Raw genomic sequence first — 20348 nt, 5'->3', positions numbered from 1 at the left:
TTGCGTGGCGTTCAGTCTTCCGTAACGGTTACGCTACCGCCGGCTTCTTCTACTTTTTTTCGGGCTGAATCGCTGCAGGCGTGGACCTCGATGTCCACTTTGGCGTCGATCTCACCGTCTCCCAGGAGCTTGACCAGCTCATCCTTGGCGAGGAAGCCGGATTCCCTAAGGTTTTCGATGGTGACCGTCTCGCCCAGGCGTCCCTCCTCGAGAAGTGCCGCGAGCCGGTCCACGTTCAGGGGGACATACTCGGTGCGAAAGCGGTTGATGAAACCGAATTTGGGAATGCGGCGCTGCAGGGGCATCTGTCCCCCTTCGAACCAGAACCGCACCTTGAACCCGCTGCGGGCCCGCTGGCCGTTGTGGCCGCGGCCGACCGTGTGGCCGCCCTTGCCGGTGCCCTGTCCGCGCCCGATGCGTTTCTTGTTCTTCTGGTTGGGCTTGGGGGCGTCGAGGTTGCTTAAATCGATAGCCATGGTTTCGTGCTTTAGTCTGTTCCTTGAATATTTCCTAGCCTTCGAAAACCTTCTCCACCGGGATGCCGCGTCGTTCGGCCACTTCCACGGGGTCGGTCAGGTTTTTGAGGGCGTTGTAGGTGGCCTTCACCATGTTGTGCGGGTTGGACGAGCCGGTGGACTTGGTGAGAATGTTGGTAATGCCCGCGATATCCAGCAGCGCCTTCACCGGTCCGCCGGCGATCACGCCGGTACCGTCGGAGGCGGGGCGAAGCAGCACCTCGCCGGCGCCCTCCTTGCCGGTGATGCTGTGATAGATGCTCCCGGTACGGGTCATGGGCACCTTGATCAGGTTCTTCTTGGCATTGTCAAAGCCCTTCTGGATGGCGTCGGAGACCTCGTTGGCCTTGCCGAGGCCGTGTCCCACGACCCCGTCCTTGTTGCCGACCACCACGATGGCATTAAAGCTGAAGCGGCGCCCTCCCTTTACCACCTTGGAGACGCGGTTGATGTGCACCAGCTTCTCCTCGAGGTTGAGGTTGCCGGGTTTGATGTTATGTCGTCTTCTTACTTTAGGCATAATAGCGTCTGTTTTAAAAGTCTAGTCCAGCTTCACGGGCGCCTTCGGCCAGCGCCTTGACCACCCCGTGGTAGCGGTAGCCGCTGCGGTCGAAAACCACCTTGTCGATGCCTTTCTCCTTCGCCTTGGCGGCGAGATCGTCGCCCACCAGTTTGGCGGCCTCGGATTTGGTCTTACCCGTCAGCTCCCCCGAGAGGTCGTTGGAGACCGTGGAGGAGGAGGCCAGGGTATGTCCCAGGCGGTCGTTGACCAGCTGGGCGTACAGGTGCTTGCTGCTTTTGTACACGGTGAGCCGGGGGCGGTCGGCCGTACCTTTGATGGTCGACCGGATGCGCCGCTTGATTCTGGCTCTGCGTTGATTCTTAACTTGGTTCTTATTCATAATGCGTATCTGTTAGGCTTTGGCGGCGGATTTACCGGCTTTGCGGCGTACCCATTCGTCCACGTAGCGGATGCCCTTACCTTTATAGGGCTCCGGGGGACGCAACGATCGGATCTTGGCCGCAACCTGTCCCACCAGCTCCTTGTTGATACCGGAGACGATGAGCATCGGGTTCTTCTTCGTTTTGGTATCCACCTCAATGTCGACGTCCTCGGGCGGTACGAAGTAGATGGGATGGGAATATCCCAGGGTCAGCTCCAGTACGTCGCCGCTGAGGGAAGCGCGGTAGCCCACGCCAATGATTTCCAGTTCCTTCTTGTAGCCTTCCGTCACGCCGGTCACCATGTTGTCGATGAGCGAGCGTGTCAGCCCGTGAAGGGAGCGGTCCAGCTTCTCCTCGGAGTTCCGAGTTACCAGGATCTCGTGGTCGTTCTGCTTGACGGTGATGCTGGGATGCACCTTGATGGTGTCGGTCCCCTTATCACCCTTGATGGTGACCACATTGTCGCCATCAATGCTGAACTTCACGTTATCCTTCAATTCAATCGGCTGTTTTCCGATACGAGACATAATTCTAAAGGCTTGGTTAGTAGACAGTGCACAGTACTTCGCCGCCCACACTCAGCTTGCGGGCCTCCTTGTCGGTCATGACGCCCCTGGAGGTCGACATGATGACGATACCGAGCCCGTTGAGGGCACGGGGTATCTCGTTGGAACTGCGGTACTCGCGCAGGCCCGGCTTGGAGCGGCGCTTCAGGTCCTTGATCACCGGCTTCCCGTAGGAATCGTACTTCAGGAAGAGCCGGAGAACACCCTGCTTGCCGTCGTCTATGTTGATGTATTTGTTGATGTACCCCTTGTCCAGCAGGATCTTGGTCATGGCCCGCTTCAGTTTGGAAGCGGGTATGTCCACACGTCGGTGGCCGGCCTGCTGGGCGTTGCGGATACGGGTCAGGTAATCGGATATGGGATCAAACATGATGCGTTTATTGGGTAGTTACCAGCTGGCTTTTCGTACGCCGGGAATCTTGCCGTCCAGGGCGAGCTCGCGGAACTTGATGCGCGAGACGCCGTACTTGCGGATGTAACCGCGGGAACGGCCTGTGAGGCTGCAGCGGTTGTTCACCCGCGTGGGGCTGGCGTCACGAGGGAGCTTCTGCAGCTCTTCCCACTTGCCTTCCTCCTTGAGCTTGCGGCGCTTCTCGGCGTATTTCTTGACCGTTTTCTTGCGCTTCTCGTTGCGTGCGATCCAAGCTTTCTTAGCCATAACAGTGCGTTGCTTGTGTGTTAGTTCCGTTTGACAAAAGGCATTCCGAAATACTTGAGCAGGGCGTAGGCCTCCTCATCGGTTTCGGCGCTTGTCACGAAGGTTACGTCCAGACCGTGGATCTTGTCCACGTTGTCCGTGTCGATTTCGGGAAAAATGGTGTGTTCCTTGATGCCGAGCGTGTAGTTGCCCCTTCCATCAAAGCTCCTGTCGGGGACGCCCTGGAAATCGCGGGTCCGCGGCAGGGCCAGGTTGATCAGGCGGTCCAGGAATTCAAACATGATGCGCTGGCGCAGCGTCACCTTGGCCCCGATGGGCATGCCCTCACGGAGTTTGAAATTGGAGATGGACTTTTTGGAGCGTGTCATCATGGGACGCTGGCCGGTGATGCGGGCCAGGTTGTCGGTGACGGTGTCGAGCACCTTTTCGCTCTCCACAGCCTCGCCCACCCCGGTGTTGATCACGATCTTCTCCAGCCGGGGCACGGCCATTTGATTCTCGTAGTCGAAGTCCTCGGTAAGCTTCGCGATGATTTCGTCCTTGTAAAGTGTATGTAGTCTTGCTTCAGCCATTGGGTGATTCAATTATTGGTCTATAATCTCGCCGCTCTTCTTGGCATAGCGTACCCATCGGGATTTGCCGCCCTCGTCGATTTTCTTGCGGCCGATGCGGGAGGGCTCGCCGGTGGTGGGGTCGATTACCATCACGTTGGAAATGTGCACCGCCATTTCACGCTCGATGCGCCCTCCCTGGGGATTCTCCTGGGTGGGCTTGTCGTGGTGCACACGCATGTTAATACCCTCCACCAGGACGCGGTCCCGCTTGGGGAACACCGCCAGCACGCGGCCTTCGCGGCCTTTGTCGTTGCCGGCAATGAGCTTGACCTGGTCGCCTTTCTTAACGTGCAGTTTCTTTCTTTGGTTTTTCTTGCGTGGCATGATGCGGGTAGATCTGTAGGTTAAAGTACTTCGGGCGCCAGGGAGACGATGCGCATGAAGTTGCGTTCGCGCAACTCGCGGGCCACCGGACCGAAAATTCGGGTGCCGACAGGCTCGTTCTCCTTGTTGATGACGACGGCGGCGTTTTCGTCAAATCGGATGTAGCTGCCGTCGCGGCGCCGGATCTCCTTTTTGGTGCGGACAACCACGGCCTTGACGACCTCGCCTTTCTTGACGGTGCCGCCCGGGATGGCGTTTTTGACCGAACAGGAGATCAAGTCGCCTATGCGGGCGTAACGCCGCCGGGAGTCCCCCAGCACCTTGATGCACATGAGCTCACGTGCACCGCTGTTGTCAGCAACATTTAGTTTCGTTTGAATCTGTACCATCGGTTTTCCTAATCGTTTTTACGCTTCACCCGAAAGTTCGGGGTCAAACTGGTCAGGTTGTCAAAGTTTGGCAGCCACTCTACTTGGCCCGTTCGAGGACTTCCACCAGCCTCCAGGTCTTCCGCTTGGAAAGCGGACGGGTGGACATGATCTGAACGGTGTCGCCGATATGGGCGTCGTTGTTCTCGTCATGCGCCATGTACTTGGTGGTCTTGGTGATGAACTTGCCGTAAATGGGATGTTTCACCTGACGATCCACGGCAACGGTGATCGTCTTGTCCATTCGGTCGCTGACTACGCGGCCGGTTCTCTGTCGTCGTTGAGCTCGTTCGGGTTGTGCCATAGTTCGGTTACTGCGCACTTTCTTCTTGTTGTTTTTCTGTGATGACCGTCTTCAGGCGTGCGATTTCGCGTCGGGTCATCTTCACGCGGGCGGGATTCTCAATCTGACCCGCCACCGCGCTGTTGAATTTCATGTCCTGCATGGCCTTCTGCTCGTCCTTCACGCGGGCCTGCAGCTCCTCAATGGTGAGATTTCGCATGTCTTCTGCTTTCATATCACTCGCGGTGTGTAGTTCAGGGTCCGTCGTAGTCGCGACGGACAATAAATTTGGTTTTGATCGGCAGCTTGTGATCGGCGCGCTTCATGGCTTCACGGGCCAGCCCCTCGGAGACCCCGGAGATTTCGAAGAGGATGCGGCCGGGTTTGACTACGGCCACGTACTTTTCGATGGCGCCCTTGCCTTTACCCATCCGGGTTTCGGCCGGCTGGGCGGTCTTGGGCAGATCCGGAAAGATCCGAATCCAGGTCTGCCCGTCACGCTGCAGATGGCGGGCGATGGCCACACGGCACGATTCGATCTGCCTTGCGGTAATGTACTTGGGCTCAAGAGCCTTGAGTCCGAAGTCGCCGTGGGCGAGGGTGTGTCCCCGGTGCGCGTTGCCCTTGAGGCTGCGCCGGTGCTGCCGTCGACGGCGTAGGCGTTTGGGTTCTAGCATGGTCTTCTGCTTTCGTGTCGTTGATTCTAATTATTGCGTCGGCGACGACGGCTTGAACGGCGTCCGCCTCCTCCGCGTCGGCCCCGTCCTTCGTCCTGCTTGTTGCTGTGGGCGGGTCCGGGGGAGAGTTCCACATCGCCGAGCACCTCGCCCTTGAAAATCCAGACGGTCACGCCAATAGAGCCGTAGATGGTGTTGGAGGTGGTATTAAAATAGTCGATGTCCGCGCGAAGCGTGTGCAGGGGCACGCGGCCCTCGCGGTACTGCTCGGTGCGGGACATTTCGGCACCGCCCAGTCGACCGGCGCAGCGGATCTTGATGCCTTCGGCACCCATCCGCATGGCGGAGGAGATGGCCGTTTTCATGGCGCGCCGGAAGGATATCCGCGCTTCCAGCTGCTGGGCGATGTTCTGCGCCACCAGGCTGGCGTCGGTCTCCGGACGCTTGATTTCGCTGACGTTGATCTGCACCTCCTTGCTGGTGATTTTCTTGAGCTCCTCACGCAGCAGTTCGATCTGTTCGCCCCCCTTCCCGATAATCACGCCGGGACGGCTGGTTTTCAGGGTGAGCAGAATGCGCTTGGGGGTGCGTTCGATAATCACCCGCGACAGTCCGCCGTTGTGGAGACGGGTGTGCAGATATTCCCGCAGCTTGGTGTCTTCGTAGAGGATTTCAGGCTCATTCTCTTCGGAATACCAGTTGGAATCCCAGCCGCGAATGATGCCGAGTCGTAAGCCTATCGGATGTGATTTTTGTCCCAAAGTACTGTCGTTTTATTCGTTAACTAATTCCTCTTCCTTGCGGGCTACCACTACGGTAATGTGGCAGGTACGCTTGCGTATCTGGTGGGCGCGTCCCATGGCCGCCGGCTGAATGCGCTTCAGCGTGGCGCCCTCGTCCACGTAGATCTCCTTTATGTAGAGCACGCCGTTGTCGAGGCGCTCCTCCTGGAACTTGTCGCGGATGTTGGCGGCGGCGGACTTGACCACCTTGGCCACGTCCCGCGCGGAGGACTTGTTGGTGAACTCCAGCTTGCGGAGGGCCTTGGCTACGTTGTCACCGCGCACCGCATCCACCACCAGGCGAACCTTGCGGGGCGCCTTGCGCAGGTGCTTCTGTATTGCTCTAGCTTCCAACGGTTGATCTGCCATAATTCAGGGTACTGCGGTTTAGAGTCGTTTGGTCGGTGACTTATCGGCGGCCTTCTTGACCGGGTGTCCCCGGAAGGTTCGGGTCGGGGCAAATTCGCCCAGTTTATGACCCACCATATTCTCGGTAATGTAGACCGGAATAAACTGCTTGCCGTTGTGCACGGCCAGGGTCAGTCCCACGAATTCAGGGGTGACCATGGAGCTGCGCGACCAGGTTTTGATCACGTTCTTCTTTCCGCTCTGGTTCATCCTTTCGATCTTACGCCGCAGCTTGTAGTAGACGTAAGGTCCTTTTCTTAGCGATCTTGGCATAACAGAAGTTATTTAGACTTTTTTCGGCTGCGGACGATGTAGCGGTCCGACAGCTTCTTGCGTTTACGGGTCTTCTTGCCTTTGGCCGACTGTCCCCAGGGAGAACGCGGGTGCCCGCCGGAGGCCTTGCCTTCGCCGCCGCCCATGGGGTGGTCGACGGGGTTCTTGGCCACGCCGCGGGAGAAAGGACGCTTGCCTTTCCAACGGCTGCGTCCGGCCTTGCCCAGCGTAGTGTTAAAATGGTCCGGATTGCTGGTACTGCCCACCGTAGCGTAGCAGGTACCCAGGATCATGCGAATCTCCCCGCTGGGAAGCTTCACGGTAACGTAGCGGTCGGTCTTGGCGACCAGCTGCGCCGTGGTGCCCGCGCTGCGGCAGAGCTGCGCGCCCTGGCGGGGATGCAGCTCGATGTTATGGATAATCGTACCCGGCGGCATGTTTTGCAGGGGCATGGCATTGCCGTTGTCCGGCTCTATCCGTTCTCCGCTGATGACCGTATCGCCCACCTTCAGCTTGTTGGGGGCGATAATGTAGCGCTTCTCTCCGTCGGCGTAGGCCAGCAGGGCGATACGCGCAGAGCGGTTCGGGTCATATTCGATGGTCTGTACCTTGGCCGGAACGTCGTTTTTGTCACGCTTGAAATCGATTTCCCGGTAGCGGCGCTTGTGTCCCCCGCCCCGGTGCCGGGAGGTCATCCTCCCCTGTTTGTTGCGTCCGCCGGTGTTGCCCTTGCCTTTTACCAGGCGCTTGACCGTCGGCTTCTCAACCGTGACATCGTCAAAGACCGGCGCTACGCGGTGGCGCGATCCGGGCGTGGTCGGTTTTATTTTCTTTGTTGGCATAATGGAATACCGGTTTTCCTAGATTTCGCTGAAGAAGTCTATTTCGCCATCCTTCAGGGTTACAATTGCTTTCTTCCAGACTTTCTCGCGGCCCACGACGTACCCGCTGCTGGTATAGCGTCCCTTGGGCTTGGAAGGCATCACCATGGTGTTAACCTTGCGCACTTTGACATGAGGATAGCGCTCTTCCACGGCCCGCTTTATTTCGGGTTTGGTGGCGTCACGCTTCACTTTAAAGGCGTACTTGCCTTCTTCCTGCAGCCGTGTGAGCTTTTCGGTGATAAGCGGTTTCTGTAGAATCTTGGTTGCTTTCATCAGGCAGCCTCCTCGGTGGGTTCAACGGATTCCTGCAGGGCGTCAAGAGCGCTCTGCTGCATCAGGATGACGTCGGCATGAAGGATCTGGTAGGTGCTGGGCTTGTTGCCTTCCAGCACCTTGACCTTCGGGATGTTGCGGGCCGACTTGTAAAGAATCTGGTCGGTGGACCCGCTCAGAAGGAGCACCTTTTTGCCTTCCAGCTCAAGGGCCTTCAGCAGGTCGGCCACCTTCCGGGTTCTGGGTTCGTCCAGCTGGAAGTCCTCGATGATGCGGATCTCGCCGGCCTCCGCCTTTACGGTCAGGGCCGACTTGCGTGCCAGCTGGCGCATCTTGCGGGTCATCTTGACGGTGTAGCTGCGGGGACTTGGCCCGAAGACCGTCCCTCCTCCCTTCAGCAGCGGAGAGCGGATAGATCCGCGTCGGGCCATGCCCGTCCCCTTCTGGCGGTGGGCCTTGCGGCCGCCGCCTCGAACTTCGCTGCGTTCCTTGGTCTTGGCCGTGCCCTGGCGCTGATTGGCCATGTAGCGGCGCACGTCTTCGTAGACCACCGTCTCGTTGGGTTCAATGGCGAAAATAGAGTCCTTCAGCTCGGCCTCACGGCCGCTGTCGCCTCCTTCGATGGTGTAAATGGGTAACTTCATCGCTGCTTATTCGCTGTGATTGTAAATTTCTACCTTCCGGCCGTTGGGACCGGGGATGGAGCCGGTGATCATCATCAGGTTTGCATCAGGAAGTATCTTCGCGACCGTCAGGTTTTTGATCTTGGCGCGTGAGTTGCCGGAGCGTCCGGCCATCTTCATGCCCTTGAACACGCGGGCGGGATCCGAAGCCTGGCCGATGGCCCCGGGGTGACGCTGGCGGTTGTGCTGGCCGTGCGTGGCCTCGCCGACGCCGCTGAAATTGTGACGCTTCATCACGCCGGTGAAGCCCTTGCCCTTGGTAATGCCGACCACATCGACGCTGTCACCCAAGGCGAACACATCCTCAATGTTCAGCTCGTCGCCCACCTCCATACCCTCGGGAATGTAATCCCGAAATTCGGTGACGTACCGTTTGGGAGAGGTGCCGGCCTTCTCAAAATGGCCCTGGAGCTGCTTTGAGGTGCTCTTGGCCTTCCTGTCGAAAGCCGAGAGCTGCACGGCCTCATAGCCGTCCCGCTCCACGGTCTTGATCTGGGTGATCACGCAGGGTGCGACCTCGACGACGGTGACCGCATAGTTGCGGCCGCGGTCATCGAACATGTTGGTCATTCCCACTTTTTTTCCAATTAGTCCGCGACTCATAGTGGTCCTGTTGTTACACTTTAATTTCTACGTCCACGCCGGAGGGCAGCTCCAGTTTCATAAGAGCATCCACGGTCTGCGAACCGGTCGACAGGATGTCGATCAGCCGCTTGTGTGAGCGGTATTCAAACTGCTCGCGCGACTTCTTGTTCACGTGTACCGAACGGTTCACCGTGATGATGTTCTTCTTGGTGGGCAGGGGGATCGGTCCCGATACCACGGCCCCGGTCGACTTGACCGTCTGTATGATTTTCTCCGCCGATTTATCGATCAGGTTGTGATCGTACGACTTGAGCTTAATTCGTATTTTCTGTTGTGTAGCCACAGTTCCGAATGATTTACTCGATAATTTCAGTTACCACGCCGGCGCCGACCGTACGGCCGCCCTCGCGGATCGCAAAGCGCAGCCCGTCTTCCATGGCCACCGGCTGGATCAGCGATACCGTCATGTTCACGTTGTCGCCCGGCATCACCATCTCCACGCCCGACGGCAGCTCGCAGGAGCCCGTCACGTCGGTCGTCCGGAAGTAGAACTGCGGACGGTAGCCCTGGAAAAAGGGCGTGTGACGCCCGCCCTCGTCCTTGCTGAGCACGTACACCTCGCACTTGAACTTCTTGTGCGGGGTGATCGAACCCGGCTTGCAGAGCACCATGCCCCGCTGAAGCTCCTCCTTGTCGATGCCGCGAAGAAGGATCCCGGCGTTGTCGCCGGCCTGGCCCTCGTCGAGCATCCGGCGGAACATCTCAATGCCGGTCACCACCGAGCTCATCGGGTCTTCGACAATGCCCACAATCTCCACCTCGTCGTTGAGCTGCACCACGCCCCGCTCGATGCGGCCCGTGGCCACCGTGCCCCGGCCGGTGATGCTGAACACATCCTCCACCGGCATCAGGAACGGCTTGTCTATGTCGCGCTCCGGGGTCGGAATGGTCTCGTCAACGGCGTCCATCAGGTCCAGAATCGCCTGCTCGGCATCCTCCTCCCCGTTCAGCGCGTTCAGCGCGCTGCCCTGGATCACCGGAATCTCGTCGCCGTCAAACTCATAGCTCGAGAGCAGCTCGCGTACCTCCAGCTCCACCAGCTCGATCAGCTCCTCGTCGTCGACCAGGTCCGTCTTGTTCATGAACACCACGATCTGCGGAACCCCCACCTGGCGGGCCAGCAGAATGTGCTCGCGGGTCTGCGGCATCGGACCGTCCGTGGCCGCCACCACCAGGATCGCCCCGTCCATCTGCGCCGCGCCCGTCACCATGTTCTTCACGTAGTCGGCATGGCCCGGGCAGTCCACGTGGGCGTAGTGGCGCTTGTCGGTCTCGTACTCCACGTGCGCCGTGGCAATGGTAATGCCCCGCTCCTTCTCCTCCGGAGCGTTGTCGATGTCCGCAAACTGCTTGGCAACCCCCCCGTAGTGCTTGGCCATCACCGTCGTAATGGCCGCCGTCAGCGTCGTCTTCCCGTGGTCGACGTGGCCGATCGTTCCAATGTTTACGTGGGGCTTGGTCCGTTGAAAAGTCTCTTTTGCCATAATAGTGGTGGTTTCTCAGTCAGGTTTTAGGATCTCGATTCCAGTATTTCCTTCTCGATTTCGGAAGGCACCGGCTCATAAGAGTCGAACTCCATGGAGTAGACCGCACGTCCCTGGGTAATGGAACGCAGGTCGGTGGAGTAGCCGAACATCTCGGAGAGGGGCACGCGGGAAGTGACCACGGAACCCTCCTTGTTGTTGTCCATCTTGCCGATGATGCCGCGGCGGCCGTTGAGGTCGCCGATCACATCGCCCATGTACTCCTCGGGAGTGATGATCTCCACCTCCATGACGGGTTCGAGGATGGTGGGCTTGGCCCTTAGCGCCGCACGGCGGAAGGCCAGCTTGGCGCAGAGTTCAAAGGCTACGGCGTCGGAATCCACGTCGTGGTAGGAACCGTCGAAAAGGCGCACCCCAATGTTCTGGGCCGGATAGTCGGCCTGGATGCCGCCCTTCATGGACCTGCGCAGGCCCTTCTCCACGGCGGGAATAAATTCGCGGGGGATGTTGCCGCCCACGATTTCATCGATAAACTTGAAACCGTTCTCAAGGGTGACCTTCTTGTCCTCTTCAGGGTCGTACTCGTCAAAGTGCTCGAGGGGACCCATCTCAAATTCCATGTCGGCGAACTTGCCCCGGCCGCCGGTCTGCTTCTTATAGGTTTCGCGGTGCTCGACCACGCCGGTAATCGTCTCGCGATAGGAGACCTGGGGACGTCCCACGTTGGCCTCTACCTTGAATTCGCGCTTCAGGCGGTCAACGATGATTTCAAGGTGCAGCTCGCCCATGCCGGCGATGGTGGTCTGGCCGGTCTCCTCGTCGGACTCCACCTGGAAGGTGGGATCCTCCTCGGCAAGCTTGATCAGGCCCTTGGTCAGCTTCTCGGCGTCGGCCTTCGACTTGGGCTCCACGGCCAGCTTGATCACGGGCTCGGGGAAGGTAATTTCCTCAAGAAGAATGGGATGGTCGATGTCACAGAAGGTGTCGCCCGTGCGGACCTGCTTGACGCCTACAGCCGCGGCGATGTCGCCGGCGCGTACCACGTCCATATCCTTCTTGTCGTTGGCGTGCATCTCAAGAATGCGTCCGATGCGCTCTTTCTCGCCCGTGGTGGCATTGTATATGTAGGATCCCTTCTCAAGCTCGCCCGAGTAGACGCGGAAAAAGGTCAACTTGCCCACGTAGGGGTCGGACATGATCTTGAAAGCCAGCGCGGAGAATGGTTCGTTCACGCTGGGTTCGCGTTTCAGTTTCACAGAATGGTCCTGGGGATCCTTGCCGGTAACGGCGGGAATGTCGTAGGGGCTGGGCATGTACTTGATCACCTTGTCCAGCAGCGTCTGCACGCCCTTGTTCTTAAGGGCGGAGCCGCACATGACCGGCGTGATGGAGCGATCAAGGGTGGCCAGGCGGATCGCCTCGTCAATCTCCTCTTCGCTGATCTCCTCCTCCATGAGGTACTTCTCCATCAGCTCGTCGTTCTGGTCGGCGATGGCTTCAAGCATGATCTTGCGATACTCGGCAGCCTTCTTCTTCAGGTCCTCGGGAATTTCGATCTCGTCGTATTCCATACCGAGAGACTGGTCGTCCCAGATAACGCCCCGCATGTTGATCAGGTCGACCACCCCGCGGAAATCCTCCTCCGTACCGATGGGAATCTGGATGGGAATGGGATTGGCCTTGAGCTTCTCCTTCATCTGTGTAATCACATTGAAGAAGTCCGCCCCCGTGCGATCCATCTTGTTGACGAAGGCCATGCGCGGGACGTTGTACTTGTTGGCCTGGCGCCAAACGGTCTCCGACTGCGGCTGAACGGCGCCCACGGAACAGAAGACGCCGATGGCGCCGTCAAGCACTCGCAGGGAGCGCTCCACCTCCACCGTAAAGTCCACGTGGCCGGGAGTGTCGATAATATTGATGCGGTGGTCCTTCCAGATACAGTGGGTGGCGGCGGAGGTAATGGTAATGCCCCGCTCCTTCTCCTGCTCCATCCAGTCCATGGTGGCGGCCCCGTCGTGCACCTCACCCATGCGGTGGGTAATTCCGGTGTAGAAGAGGATGCGTTCGGTCACGGTGGTCTTGCCGGCATCGATGTGGGCCATGATGCCGATGTTCCGGGTCCTCTTGATCCGGTCTACAATTTTGGGGTCGGTTTTGGTGGTTGCTTCAGCCATTTGAATACGTTAAAACTCGGTCTGTGTAGTGATTGATGATATAGGGTCTAGAATCGGAAGTGGGCGTAGGCCTTGTTGGCCTCGGCCATGCGGTGCACTTCGTCCTTTTTGCGTACGGCGCCGCCCTCGTTGTTGGCGGCGTCCATCAGTTCGCGCGACAGCCGGCGTGCCATCGACTTGTCGTTGCGGCCGTTGCTGGCGCTGATCAGCCAGCGCATGCCCAGGGCGGTGCCCCGGTCAGGACGCACCTCGATGGGCACCTGGTAGGTGGATCCGCCGACGCGGCGGCCGCGGACCTCCACGACAGGCGAGACGTTGCTCATCGCTTCCTTGAATACGTCAATGCCTTCTTCGCCGGTCTTTTCTTCGATAATTTCAAAGGCCTGGTAGAGAATCTTTCGGGCGATGTTCTTCTTGCCGTCTCTCATCAGATTGTTCACAAAACGGGTGACCAGCTTGTCGCCGAACAGGGGATCCGGCTGAATATCACGCTTCTCTGCTGTTTTTCTTCTCATAGGTCCTCAGGATTTAAGCTGCTTTACCGTAGGATGAATTACTTGGGCTTTTTGGTGCCGTAGAGGCTGCGGCCCTGCCGGCGATCTGCCACACCCGCCGTGTCGAGCACGCCGCGTACGATATGGTAGCGCACCCCGGGAAGATCTTTCACCCGGCCGCCGCGGATCAGCACGATGCTGTGTTCCTGCAGGTTGTGCCCCTCACCCGGGATGTAGGCGGTGACCTCATAACCGTTGGTCAGCCGGACGCGGGCCACCTTCCGAAGCGCGGAGTTGGGCTTCTTGGGCGTTGTTGTATAAACGCGCGTACACACGCCGCGTTTCTGCGGGCAGTTTTGCAAGGCCGGAGCAGTTGTTTTGCTCGTCTTACTTTTTCTACCTTTGCGGATGAGCTGTTGAATCGTAGGCACAGGCTAGGCGCTTAATTGGATTTTTCGGTCAAACAAGAGTTGCCAATGATAAGGAATTTCGGGTATGATTTGCAAAAAATAATCCCTCCAGAACGCACCAACACGACTCTTTTTGGCCAAAATATTCGCCACCCCTTTAAACAAGCTCTAAAGGCCTCCTAATACTTATATAGTTGTATATATCAATATATCAAATTTGAAATTATCTGACCTGGACGGTATGGGGACCGGGCGCCTGAAGGCGCTCGCCGAGCACGATGTGCGCAGCATCGGTGACCTGCTGGACTTCCTCCCGCGCAAATACCTGGACCGCACCACCGTCCTTCCCATCGGCCGGCTGAGAGGGCGGGGCGAGGAGGCCACCGTGGTAGGCGAAGTCAAATCGGTTCGATTTGCGGGCAAGGGCCGTAAAAAACGACTGGAAGTGCTTATACAGGACGACACCGCCTCCCTCAAGGGGGTCTGGTTCAAGGGCACCTCCTGGGTGCACAAGCTCTTCGAGGAAGGACAGCTGGTCACCTTTTTCGGCACCGTGAAACGCTACGGCAGCTCCCTGAGCATGGCTCACCCGGAAGTGGACCAGGTGGAGGAGAAGGACGGGCGCAGCGAACTGGGACGCATCGTGGCGGTCTATCCCTCGGGAAAGGCTTTCTCGAAGGCGTACATTACCAGCAGGCTGATCGGCCGATGGATGGAGCAGGCCCTGCGCCACAGCGAACCGCCCGAATACCTCCCCACTTCCCTGCTGGAGAAACACGGCCTCCCGTCCCGCAAGGAAGCCTACCGCATGGCCCACTTCCCGGAGGAGCCCCCCGACTACCGGCGTGCCCGCGAGCGTTTCAAGTTCGAGGAGCTATTCCTCTTCACCCTCAGCATTGCGCGCATCAAGCGGCGTATCGTCGAGCGGAAACAGGGGCATCTGCTCAGTGAAATGGATAACTACACCCGCCGCTTTTTCAACGAACACCTGCCCTTCGAGCTGACCGGGGGACAGAAGCAGGCGCTGGCTGACATCAAGGCCGATGTCCGCAGCGGCGTACAGATGAACCGGCTCATTCAGGGGGACGTGGGTTCGGGAAAGACCGTCGTGGCCGTGGGCGCCATGCTCATGGCCGTGGACAACGGCCTGCAGGCCTGTTTCATGGCTCCGACGGAAATCCTGGCCGAACAGCACTTCCGCACCCTCTCGGAATACCTGGAACCGCTCGACCTCAACGTGCGTCTGCTTACCGGAAGTCGCAACGCCTCCGCACGGGAGGACATCCTGTCCGACGTGGCCGGCGGCACCTGCCAGATTCTGGCAGGCACCCACGCGGTCATCCAGGATACGGTTACCTTTCATAACCTGGGCCTGGCCGTCATCGACGAGCAGCACCGCTTCGGGGTGCGCCAGCGCGCGGAGATTCTCGAAAAGGGCTCCCATCCCCATGTGCTGGTCATGTCGGCCACCCCCATCCCCCGATCGCTGGCCATGACGCTCTACAGCGACCTGGACATCTCGGTGATCCGGGAGCTGCCCGGGGGACGAAAGCCGGTGCGCACGGCGGTCCGCAGGGAGAAGGCGCGGGAGGACATCTATGATTTTATGGACAAGGAACTGGAAGACGGGGGACAGGCCTACGTGGTCTACCCTCTGGTGGAGGAGTCGGAGGCCCTCGACCTGAAGGATGCCACGCAGGGCTACGAACACCTGCGCGAGCGCTTTGACAACCGGGAGGTGGGACTGCTGCACGGACGCATGAAGGCCGAAGAGAAGGAGCAGGTGATGCAGCGTTTCGTGGAGGGGGAGGTGCAGATCCTGGTATCCACCACCGTCATCGAGGTGGGGGTGGATGTTCCCAACGCCAGCCTGATGATCGTGGAGCATGCCGAGCGCTTCGGCCTCTCCCAGCTTCACCAGCTCCGTGGCCGTATCGGACGCGGCGCCCGGCAGAGTTACTGCATTCTTATACCCGGTGAACAGGTGGGCAAGGACGCCCGCACACGGCTGAATACCATGAGCCGGACCAGCGACGGTTTCGAGATCGCCGAAGTCGACCTGAAACTGCGCGGGCCGGGCGACTTCCTCGGTACCAGGCAGAGCGGTCTGCCCGAATTCCGGTTGGCCGACATCGTGGAAGACCAGATGCTGCTGGAGCAGGCGCGGGAGGCCGCCCGCCGGGTGATGCGGGAGGACCCGGAGCTGCAGCGTCCTGAACACGCCGAACTGCGCAAAGTCTTCATTCCCTATTTCAAAGAAAGGTCACGGTATTATGGGCTGGGATAGTCTTTAAAGGCTTAAAGTCTACTAAGTCATAAAGTCGGAAAGTCTGAAAGTCCGAAGTCGGGAAGTTCGAAGTCCTTTTGTTCGTATATCTGTCGGGCAGGTGCATACACACTTGCTTTATTTTATAAAGTAGTTTATAATTGTATCTGAATTAAGATGCAAACCAATACATGCCGACCATGGAACAGAGCAAGGAGCCTACGGGCGAATCGATGAGCGGCCGGGAGAGCCTGGCCCTGATACGGGACATGATCTCGCGGGCGAAGGGCGACTTTCGCAGTCAGGCCTTCTACTTCCTGCTGTGGGGATGGATCATCCTGGCGGGCAGCCTGGGACACTTCCTGCTGCTGCACGTTGAACTGACAGCCCGCCCCGAGTGGGCATGGGCGGTCATAGCCGTGGGCGTGATCGCCTCCTTTGTGAAGGGCGCACGAGACGGCCGCACGGAAGAGGTGCGCACGTACCCCAACCGGGTATACTCCACCATCTGGATGGTCTTCCTGGCCAACTACTTCCTCATCATCTATTTCCTCAGCGCCGACCCCCACTACCTGACCCCCCTGGTGCTCCTGCTGGCCGCCGGTTCCACCTTCCTCTCAGGTTGCGTACTGCGGTTCCCTCCCCTGAAATACGGGGGTTATTTCATCTGGGCCCTGGCCATCGCGGCCTTTCTGCTGCCCTTAGCCTGGCAGCTCCTGGCCACCGCCGCAGCCGTCGCCGGGGGCTACCTGGTGCCCGGCTACCTGCTGAAGAACAGCGGGGAGGATTCCTGAGATGAGTTTCGACGACCTGGATCCGCTTCTGCACTCCCAGCTTCGGCTGGCCGTCATGTCCCTGCTGCTGAGCGTGGAACACGCCGATTTCACCTACCTGATGGAGCAGACCGGCGCCACCTCGGGCAACATGAGCGTGCAGCTCAGCAAGCTGGAGGAGGCGGGCTACATCGAGGTGGAGAAGACTTTTGTGGACCGGAAGCCACGCACCCGCTGCCGGATTACCCCCCAGGGCCTGGAGGCCTTCGAGTCCTATGTCGATACCCTAAAGCAATACATCGATCCCGACGACAGCTCAACACCAGAACCTCCCTCCACCGAAAACGACTGAACACATGAACTACCTCGTTCACGACGCTACCGGCGCGGTGCACCTGGCGGCTGCCGTAGTCGCCCTCGTCACCGGCACCTGGATCCTCTTTACCCCCAAGGGAACCGAACGTCACCGCAAGATAGGCTACGTCTACTTCGGTGCCATGCTGACGTTGAACCTGACGGCCTTCCTCATCTACCGCCTTTTCGGGGGCTTCGGGGTCTTCCACGTCGCCGCCATGCTCAGCCTGGTGACCGTGGTGGCCGGCATTATCCCGGCCGTGCGGCGCACCTCAAAAAGCTGGCTCATGGCCCACCTGGCGTGGATGTACTGGTCGGTGATGGGACTCTACGCGGCCTTCGTGTCGGAGGTGCTTACGCGGGTGCCCGACACGCCTTTCTTTGGCATGGTGGGCTACGCCACCGGGGGAATCATGCTGATTGGCGGATACTTCTACTACACGCGCAGGGATCATTGGGCGGAGAAGGCGTTCGCTCGCTACCGGCCGGAGGCGGAGACGGGAACCGGGACCGGGTCTGAGTCCTCTGCTGAGGCCGGAAGGGGTGCCAATGCAGAATCCTAGGCCTGCAGGCCCTCCTTCAGTCCTTTCTTTTCTGCACGCTTGCGCTCGTTGGGATCGAGATGCAGCTTGCGGATGCGCAGGCTTTCCGGGGTCACCTCCAGCAGCTCGTCGCGCGCAATAAACTCGATGCACTGCTCCAGGCTCATCTTCTTTGCGGGATCGATCTTGACGGCGTCGGCGCTCTGGGTGGCGCGGTGGTTGGTGAGATTCTTCTTCTTGACCACGTTGACCACCAGGTCGTCGGATCGGTTATTGCTGCCCACCACCTGTCCCCCGTACACCGCTTCGCCCGGATTCACAAAGAAGGTGCCGCGGTCCTGCAACCCCTCCAGGGCGTAGGAGGTCACCTCTCCCCTCTCCAGGGCGATGAGCGCCCCGCGGTTGCGGGTGGGCACCTCCCCGGCGTGGGGACGGTATTCCTCGAACTGCTGATGCATGACGCCCGTACCGCGCGTCTCAGTGAGCATCTCCCCGCGAAAACCGATGAGTCCGCGCGAAGGCGCCTCAAAAACCAGGCGGTTGTTCTCGCCCTCGGAGGTCATCGAGGTCATGAGACCCCTGCGCTTCTGCAGGTTGTCGATCACCCGATTGGCGTAGTCCTGGTGCACGTCGACCACCACCTCCTCGAAGGGCTCGTGGATCGACCCGTCGATTTCCTTCATCAGAACCTCCGGTCGCGAGACGGAAAACTCGTAGCCCTCGCGCCGCATGGTCTCGATGAGTACGGCCAGCTGCAGCTCACCCCGCCCGGCCACCCGGTAGATGTCCGGACTGGAGGTCTCCTCCACCTTGATGGCCACGTTGGTGCGGATCTCGCGCATCAGGCGGTCCTCGATCTGGTTGGAGGTCACGTAGTTGCCTTCCAGGCCCGAGAAGGGCGAGTCGTTGACCCGGAAGAACATGGCCATGGTGGGCTGGTCGATGTCCGGGTAGGGCAGGGCCGTCATGTCGGAGGCCGCCGTCAGCGTGTCGCCTATGTCGGTCTGCTGATAGCCGGCCATTGCGAAGATGTCTCCCGCCACGGCCTCCTCCACCGGTTCGCGTCCCAGTCCCGAAAAAGTATACAGCTTGGTCGCGCGCGCCTTCTCCTTCAGGTTGCCCTTGCGGTCCAGCAGCGCAATCTCCTGGTTCAGGCGAATGCGTCCCTGTTCCACGCGGCCGATGGCGATGCGTCCCACGTAGTCGTTCCAGTCGATGCTGCTCACCAGCATCTTGAATGGGGCGTCGAGCTGCTGTTCGGGGGCGGGCACATGCTCCACGATGGTTTCGAAAAGAGGCGTCAGGTCCCCGCCCTCATGTTCCAGCTCCCGCTTGGCCATGCCCTCCAGTCCAACGGCGTATAGCAGGGGAAAGTCGAGCTGATCGTCGTCGGCATCCAGTATCACGAAAAGATCGAAGATTTCGTTGAGCACCTCGTCGGGGCGCGCGTCCTTGCGGTCGATCTTGTTGATCACCACAATGGGCCGGAAGCCCATGCGCAGGGACTTCCGAAGCACAAACTTGGTCTGCGGGAGGGGTCCCTCGGCGGCGTCCACCAGCAGGATCACCCCGTTCACCATCTTGAGGATGCGCTCCACCTCCCCGCCGAAATCGGCGTGGCCCGGGGTGTCCACGATGTTGATCTTGGTGCCTTTCCAGCGTATGGCAGTGTTTTTGGAGCTGATGGTGATACCCTTCTCCCGCTCCAGGTCGCCGGAGTCCATCACCCTCTCTCTCACCTGCTGATTCTCCCGGAAGGTGCCGCTCTGGCGCAGCATCTGGTCCACCAGGGTGGTCTTGCCGTGGTCCACGTGGGCGATAATGGCGATATTTCTCAGGTCGGTACTCATACAGGCGCGGTAAAATCGGGGTTCAAAAAGACTTTCAAAATAAGGCATTTTGCGCACAACTCCGCATGGCGCCTCCCCTTTTCTTCCACTCCCGCGGCAGGGGGACGGAGAGATCGCGGCTATATTTTTTAACGGTTGATGGATACCTTGGAGGGCACCCTGCCCGGCCTCCAACCGCCCACCGGGAACCAACCGGCCGGACTTTACGTGTTATATCTATACGGCACACCGGCATACCAACCTCAACCCGAAACACCCCACAACACATGGACCTAGAGATTGCCGAACAGCGTTTTATCGTATGCGGAGCCAGCAGCGGCTTCGGACGCGCCATTGCCGAACAGCTGCTGGAGGAGGGCGCGCAGGTCATCGCCGTCGCCCGCCGCCAGGAAAAGCTGGAGGAACTCTCCGGGGACTTCCCCGGCCAGGTGACCGTGGTGGCCGGCAACCTGCTGCAGGAGGATACCCACAACGAAATCGAGGCGGCCATCGGCAACGACAGCCTGCACGGAGTGGTCTTCAACGCGGGAGGGCCGCCCGCACTGACTCCCCTGGAGACGGCCCTGGTGGACTGGGACAAAGCCTACAACAAAGTTATGCGCTGGAAGGTGGAACTGGCCCTGCGACTGGTCTCTTATTTCACCGCCAACAGCTACGGCCGCATGCTCTTCATCGAGAGCCAGTCGGTCAAGCAGCCCCTGCCCAAGCTGGTGCTCAGCAATGCCTTTCGCTCCGGCATGGTGGGCTTCGCCAAGAGCCTCTCTCTCGAGGTCGCCGGGGAGGGCGTGACCGTCAACGTTCTGGCGCCCGGTTCCCACAACACGCCCGCCATCGACCGCGTGATCAGCAAAGAGGCCGACGACAGCGACATGAGCTTCGAGGAGATGAAGGCCGACATGGAGGAGGCCATACCCGTGGGACGCATGGGAGAGGCGGGCGAGATCGCCAGCCTGGCGGCGTGGCTGCTTTCGCCGAAGGCCGGATACGTGACAGGACAAACCATAAGCCACGACGGCGGCAGCATCAAGGGACTTTTTGGTTAA

Annotated in this window: 30 protein-coding genes; 5 read left to right on the top strand and 25 right to left on the bottom strand. The window is 59.5% G+C overall.

All coding sequences use genetic code 11. The features are described from left to right. Nucleotides 1–11 precede the first annotated feature (11 nt). The 24 genes from rplO to rpsL all read right to left on the bottom strand — a co-directional run bounded on the left by rplO (nucleotide 12) and on the right by rpsL (nucleotide 13541). Complete coding sequence (gene rplO, locus U5K31_01815) at nucleotides 12–476, bottom strand: 50S ribosomal protein L15 (protein MDZ7771470.1); 465 nt, start codon at nucleotides 474–476, stop codon at nucleotides 12–14. Nucleotides 477–510: 34 nt separating this feature from the next. Further along, nucleotides 511–1035: a 30S ribosomal protein S5 gene (gene rpsE, locus U5K31_01810; GenBank protein ID MDZ7771469.1), complete on the bottom strand. Its 525-nt coding sequence runs from the start codon at nucleotides 1033–1035 to the stop codon at nucleotides 511–513. Nucleotides 1036–1048: 13 nt separating this feature from the next. Beyond that, nucleotides 1049–1417, bottom strand: coding sequence for a 50S ribosomal protein L18 (gene rplR / locus U5K31_01805; protein MDZ7771468.1), 369 nt, complete (start codon nucleotides 1415–1417; stop codon nucleotides 1049–1051). Nucleotides 1418–1429: 12 nt separating this feature from the next. Next, nucleotides 1430–1987, bottom strand: coding sequence for a 50S ribosomal protein L6 (rplF, locus tag U5K31_01800; GenBank protein ID MDZ7771467.1), 558 nt, complete (start codon nucleotides 1985–1987; stop codon nucleotides 1430–1432). 16 nt (nucleotides 1988–2003) lie between these two features. After that, nucleotides 2004–2396, bottom strand: coding sequence for a 30S ribosomal protein S8 (gene rpsH, locus U5K31_01795; GenBank protein MDZ7771466.1), 393 nt, complete (start codon nucleotides 2394–2396; stop codon nucleotides 2004–2006). Between the two features lie 18 nt (nucleotides 2397–2414). Next, the gene (gene rpsN, locus U5K31_01790) at nucleotides 2415–2684 is read right to left on the bottom strand and encodes a 30S ribosomal protein S14 (protein ID MDZ7771465.1); all 270 of its coding nucleotides are present in this window, start codon (nucleotides 2682–2684) and stop codon (nucleotides 2415–2417) included. Between the two features lie 20 nt (nucleotides 2685–2704). After that, nucleotides 2705–3256 carry a 50S ribosomal protein L5 gene (rplE, locus tag U5K31_01785; GenBank protein ID MDZ7771464.1) on the bottom strand — a complete coding sequence of 184 codons (552 nt, stop codon included), beginning with the start codon at nucleotides 3254–3256 and terminating at the stop codon, nucleotides 2705–2707. Nucleotides 3257–3268: 12 nt separating this feature from the next. Then, nucleotides 3269–3592, bottom strand: a complete 324-nt coding sequence (rplX, locus tag U5K31_01780; protein MDZ7771463.1) for a 50S ribosomal protein L24 — start codon at nucleotides 3590–3592, stop codon at nucleotides 3269–3271. Nucleotides 3593–3642: 50 nt separating this feature from the next. Then, a complete protein-coding gene (rplN, locus tag U5K31_01775; protein ID MDZ7771462.1) occupies nucleotides 3643–4011 on the bottom strand; it encodes a 50S ribosomal protein L14 in 369 nt (122 codons plus the stop codon). Nucleotides 4012–4090: 79 nt separating this feature from the next. Continuing rightward, nucleotides 4091–4354: a 30S ribosomal protein S17 gene (gene rpsQ, locus U5K31_01770; protein ID MDZ7771461.1), complete on the bottom strand. Its 264-nt coding sequence runs from the start codon at nucleotides 4352–4354 to the stop codon at nucleotides 4091–4093. A 7-nt stretch (nucleotides 4355–4361) separates the two neighbouring features. Next, complete coding sequence (gene rpmC / locus U5K31_01765) at nucleotides 4362–4568, bottom strand: 50S ribosomal protein L29 (protein MDZ7771460.1); 207 nt, start codon at nucleotides 4566–4568, stop codon at nucleotides 4362–4364. A 19-nt stretch (nucleotides 4569–4587) separates the two neighbouring features. Continuing rightward, a complete protein-coding gene (gene rplP, locus U5K31_01760) occupies nucleotides 4588–5010 on the bottom strand; it encodes a 50S ribosomal protein L16 (protein MDZ7771459.1) in 423 nt (140 codons plus the stop codon). A 26-nt stretch (nucleotides 5011–5036) separates the two neighbouring features. Further along, entirely contained in the window at nucleotides 5037–5771 is a 735-nt protein-coding gene (gene rpsC, locus U5K31_01755) for a 30S ribosomal protein S3 (GenBank protein MDZ7771458.1), read from the bottom strand. 12 nt (nucleotides 5772–5783) lie between these two features. Then, nucleotides 5784–6146 (bottom strand): 50S ribosomal protein L22, encoded by a 363-nt coding sequence (rplV, locus tag U5K31_01750; protein ID MDZ7771457.1) that lies wholly within the window; start codon nucleotides 6144–6146, stop codon nucleotides 5784–5786. Between the two features lie 33 nt (nucleotides 6147–6179). Then, on the bottom strand, nucleotides 6180–6473 hold the full coding sequence (gene rpsS / locus U5K31_01745; protein MDZ7771456.1) for a 30S ribosomal protein S19: 294 nt from the start codon (nucleotides 6471–6473) through the stop codon (nucleotides 6180–6182). A gap of 8 nt (nucleotides 6474–6481) precedes the next feature. Continuing rightward, complete coding sequence (gene rplB / locus U5K31_01740; GenBank protein ID MDZ7771455.1) at nucleotides 6482–7315, bottom strand: 50S ribosomal protein L2; 834 nt, start codon at nucleotides 7313–7315, stop codon at nucleotides 6482–6484. 18 nt (nucleotides 7316–7333) lie between these two features. Continuing rightward, on the bottom strand, nucleotides 7334–7630 hold the full coding sequence (rplW, locus tag U5K31_01735; protein ID MDZ7771454.1) for a 50S ribosomal protein L23: 297 nt from the start codon (nucleotides 7628–7630) through the stop codon (nucleotides 7334–7336). Next, nucleotides 7630–8274, bottom strand: a complete 645-nt coding sequence (rplD, locus tag U5K31_01730; GenBank protein ID MDZ7771453.1) for a 50S ribosomal protein L4 — start codon at nucleotides 8272–8274, stop codon at nucleotides 7630–7632. The genes rplW and rplD overlap by 1 nt, the downstream gene beginning before the upstream one ends. A gap of 6 nt (nucleotides 8275–8280) precedes the next feature. Further along, nucleotides 8281–8916 (bottom strand): 50S ribosomal protein L3, encoded by a 636-nt coding sequence (gene rplC, locus U5K31_01725; GenBank protein ID MDZ7771452.1) that lies wholly within the window; start codon nucleotides 8914–8916, stop codon nucleotides 8281–8283. Between the two features lie 13 nt (nucleotides 8917–8929). Beyond that, entirely contained in the window at nucleotides 8930–9241 is a 312-nt protein-coding gene (rpsJ, locus tag U5K31_01720; protein MDZ7771451.1) for a 30S ribosomal protein S10, read from the bottom strand. 13 nt (nucleotides 9242–9254) lie between these two features. After that, nucleotides 9255–10442, bottom strand: coding sequence for an elongation factor Tu (tuf, locus tag U5K31_01715; protein MDZ7771450.1), 1188 nt, complete (start codon nucleotides 10440–10442; stop codon nucleotides 9255–9257). Between the two features lie 26 nt (nucleotides 10443–10468). Next, complete coding sequence (gene fusA / locus U5K31_01710; GenBank protein ID MDZ7771449.1) at nucleotides 10469–12616, bottom strand: elongation factor G; 2148 nt, start codon at nucleotides 12614–12616, stop codon at nucleotides 10469–10471. Between the two features lie 47 nt (nucleotides 12617–12663). After that, nucleotides 12664–13131, bottom strand: coding sequence for a 30S ribosomal protein S7 (rpsG, locus tag U5K31_01705; GenBank protein ID MDZ7771448.1), 468 nt, complete (start codon nucleotides 13129–13131; stop codon nucleotides 12664–12666). Between the two features lie 38 nt (nucleotides 13132–13169). After that, nucleotides 13170–13541: a 30S ribosomal protein S12 gene (rpsL, locus tag U5K31_01700; protein ID MDZ7771447.1), complete on the bottom strand. Its 372-nt coding sequence runs from the start codon at nucleotides 13539–13541 to the stop codon at nucleotides 13170–13172. A 196-nt stretch (nucleotides 13542–13737) separates the two neighbouring features. On the opposite strand from rpsL, the gene recG reads away from it, so the two are divergent. The 4 genes from recG (at nucleotide 13738) to U5K31_01680 (ending at nucleotide 17476) form a co-directional block, all read left to right on the top strand. Beyond that, nucleotides 13738–15807: an ATP-dependent DNA helicase RecG gene (recG, locus tag U5K31_01695; protein MDZ7771446.1), complete on the top strand. Its 2070-nt coding sequence runs from the start codon at nucleotides 13738–13740 to the stop codon at nucleotides 15805–15807. A gap of 179 nt (nucleotides 15808–15986) precedes the next feature. Beyond that, nucleotides 15987–16580 carry a hypothetical protein gene (locus tag U5K31_01690; GenBank protein MDZ7771445.1) on the top strand — a complete coding sequence of 198 codons (594 nt, stop codon included), beginning with the start codon at nucleotides 15987–15989 and terminating at the stop codon, nucleotides 16578–16580. A 1-nt stretch (nucleotide 16581) separates the two neighbouring features. Beyond that, the gene (locus tag U5K31_01685) at nucleotides 16582–16911 is read left to right on the top strand and encodes a transcriptional regulator (protein ID MDZ7771444.1); all 330 of its coding nucleotides are present in this window, start codon (nucleotides 16582–16584) and stop codon (nucleotides 16909–16911) included. Between the two features lie 4 nt (nucleotides 16912–16915). Then, nucleotides 16916–17476, top strand: coding sequence for a DUF2306 domain-containing protein (locus tag U5K31_01680; GenBank protein ID MDZ7771443.1), 561 nt, complete (start codon nucleotides 16916–16918; stop codon nucleotides 17474–17476). Here U5K31_01680 and typA read toward each other — a convergent pair. Then, entirely contained in the window at nucleotides 17473–19305 is a 1833-nt protein-coding gene (gene typA, locus U5K31_01675; GenBank protein MDZ7771442.1) for a translational GTPase TypA, read from the bottom strand. The two genes, U5K31_01680 and typA, sit on opposite strands and share 4 nt — an antisense overlap. Nucleotides 19306–19571: 266 nt before the next feature. Between typA and U5K31_01670 the strand changes: the two genes are divergently transcribed. Beyond that, on the top strand, nucleotides 19572–20348 hold the full coding sequence (locus tag U5K31_01670) for an SDR family oxidoreductase (protein MDZ7771441.1): 777 nt from the start codon (nucleotides 19572–19574) through the stop codon (nucleotides 20346–20348).

The organism is Balneolaceae bacterium (genome assembly GCA_034521445.1).
Taxonomy (GTDB): Bacteria; Bacteroidota; Rhodothermia; order Balneolales; family Balneolaceae; genus JAXHMM01.
Note: the sequence above shows the minus strand (reverse complement) of the source record. Positions and strands in the feature narration are given on the sequence as shown.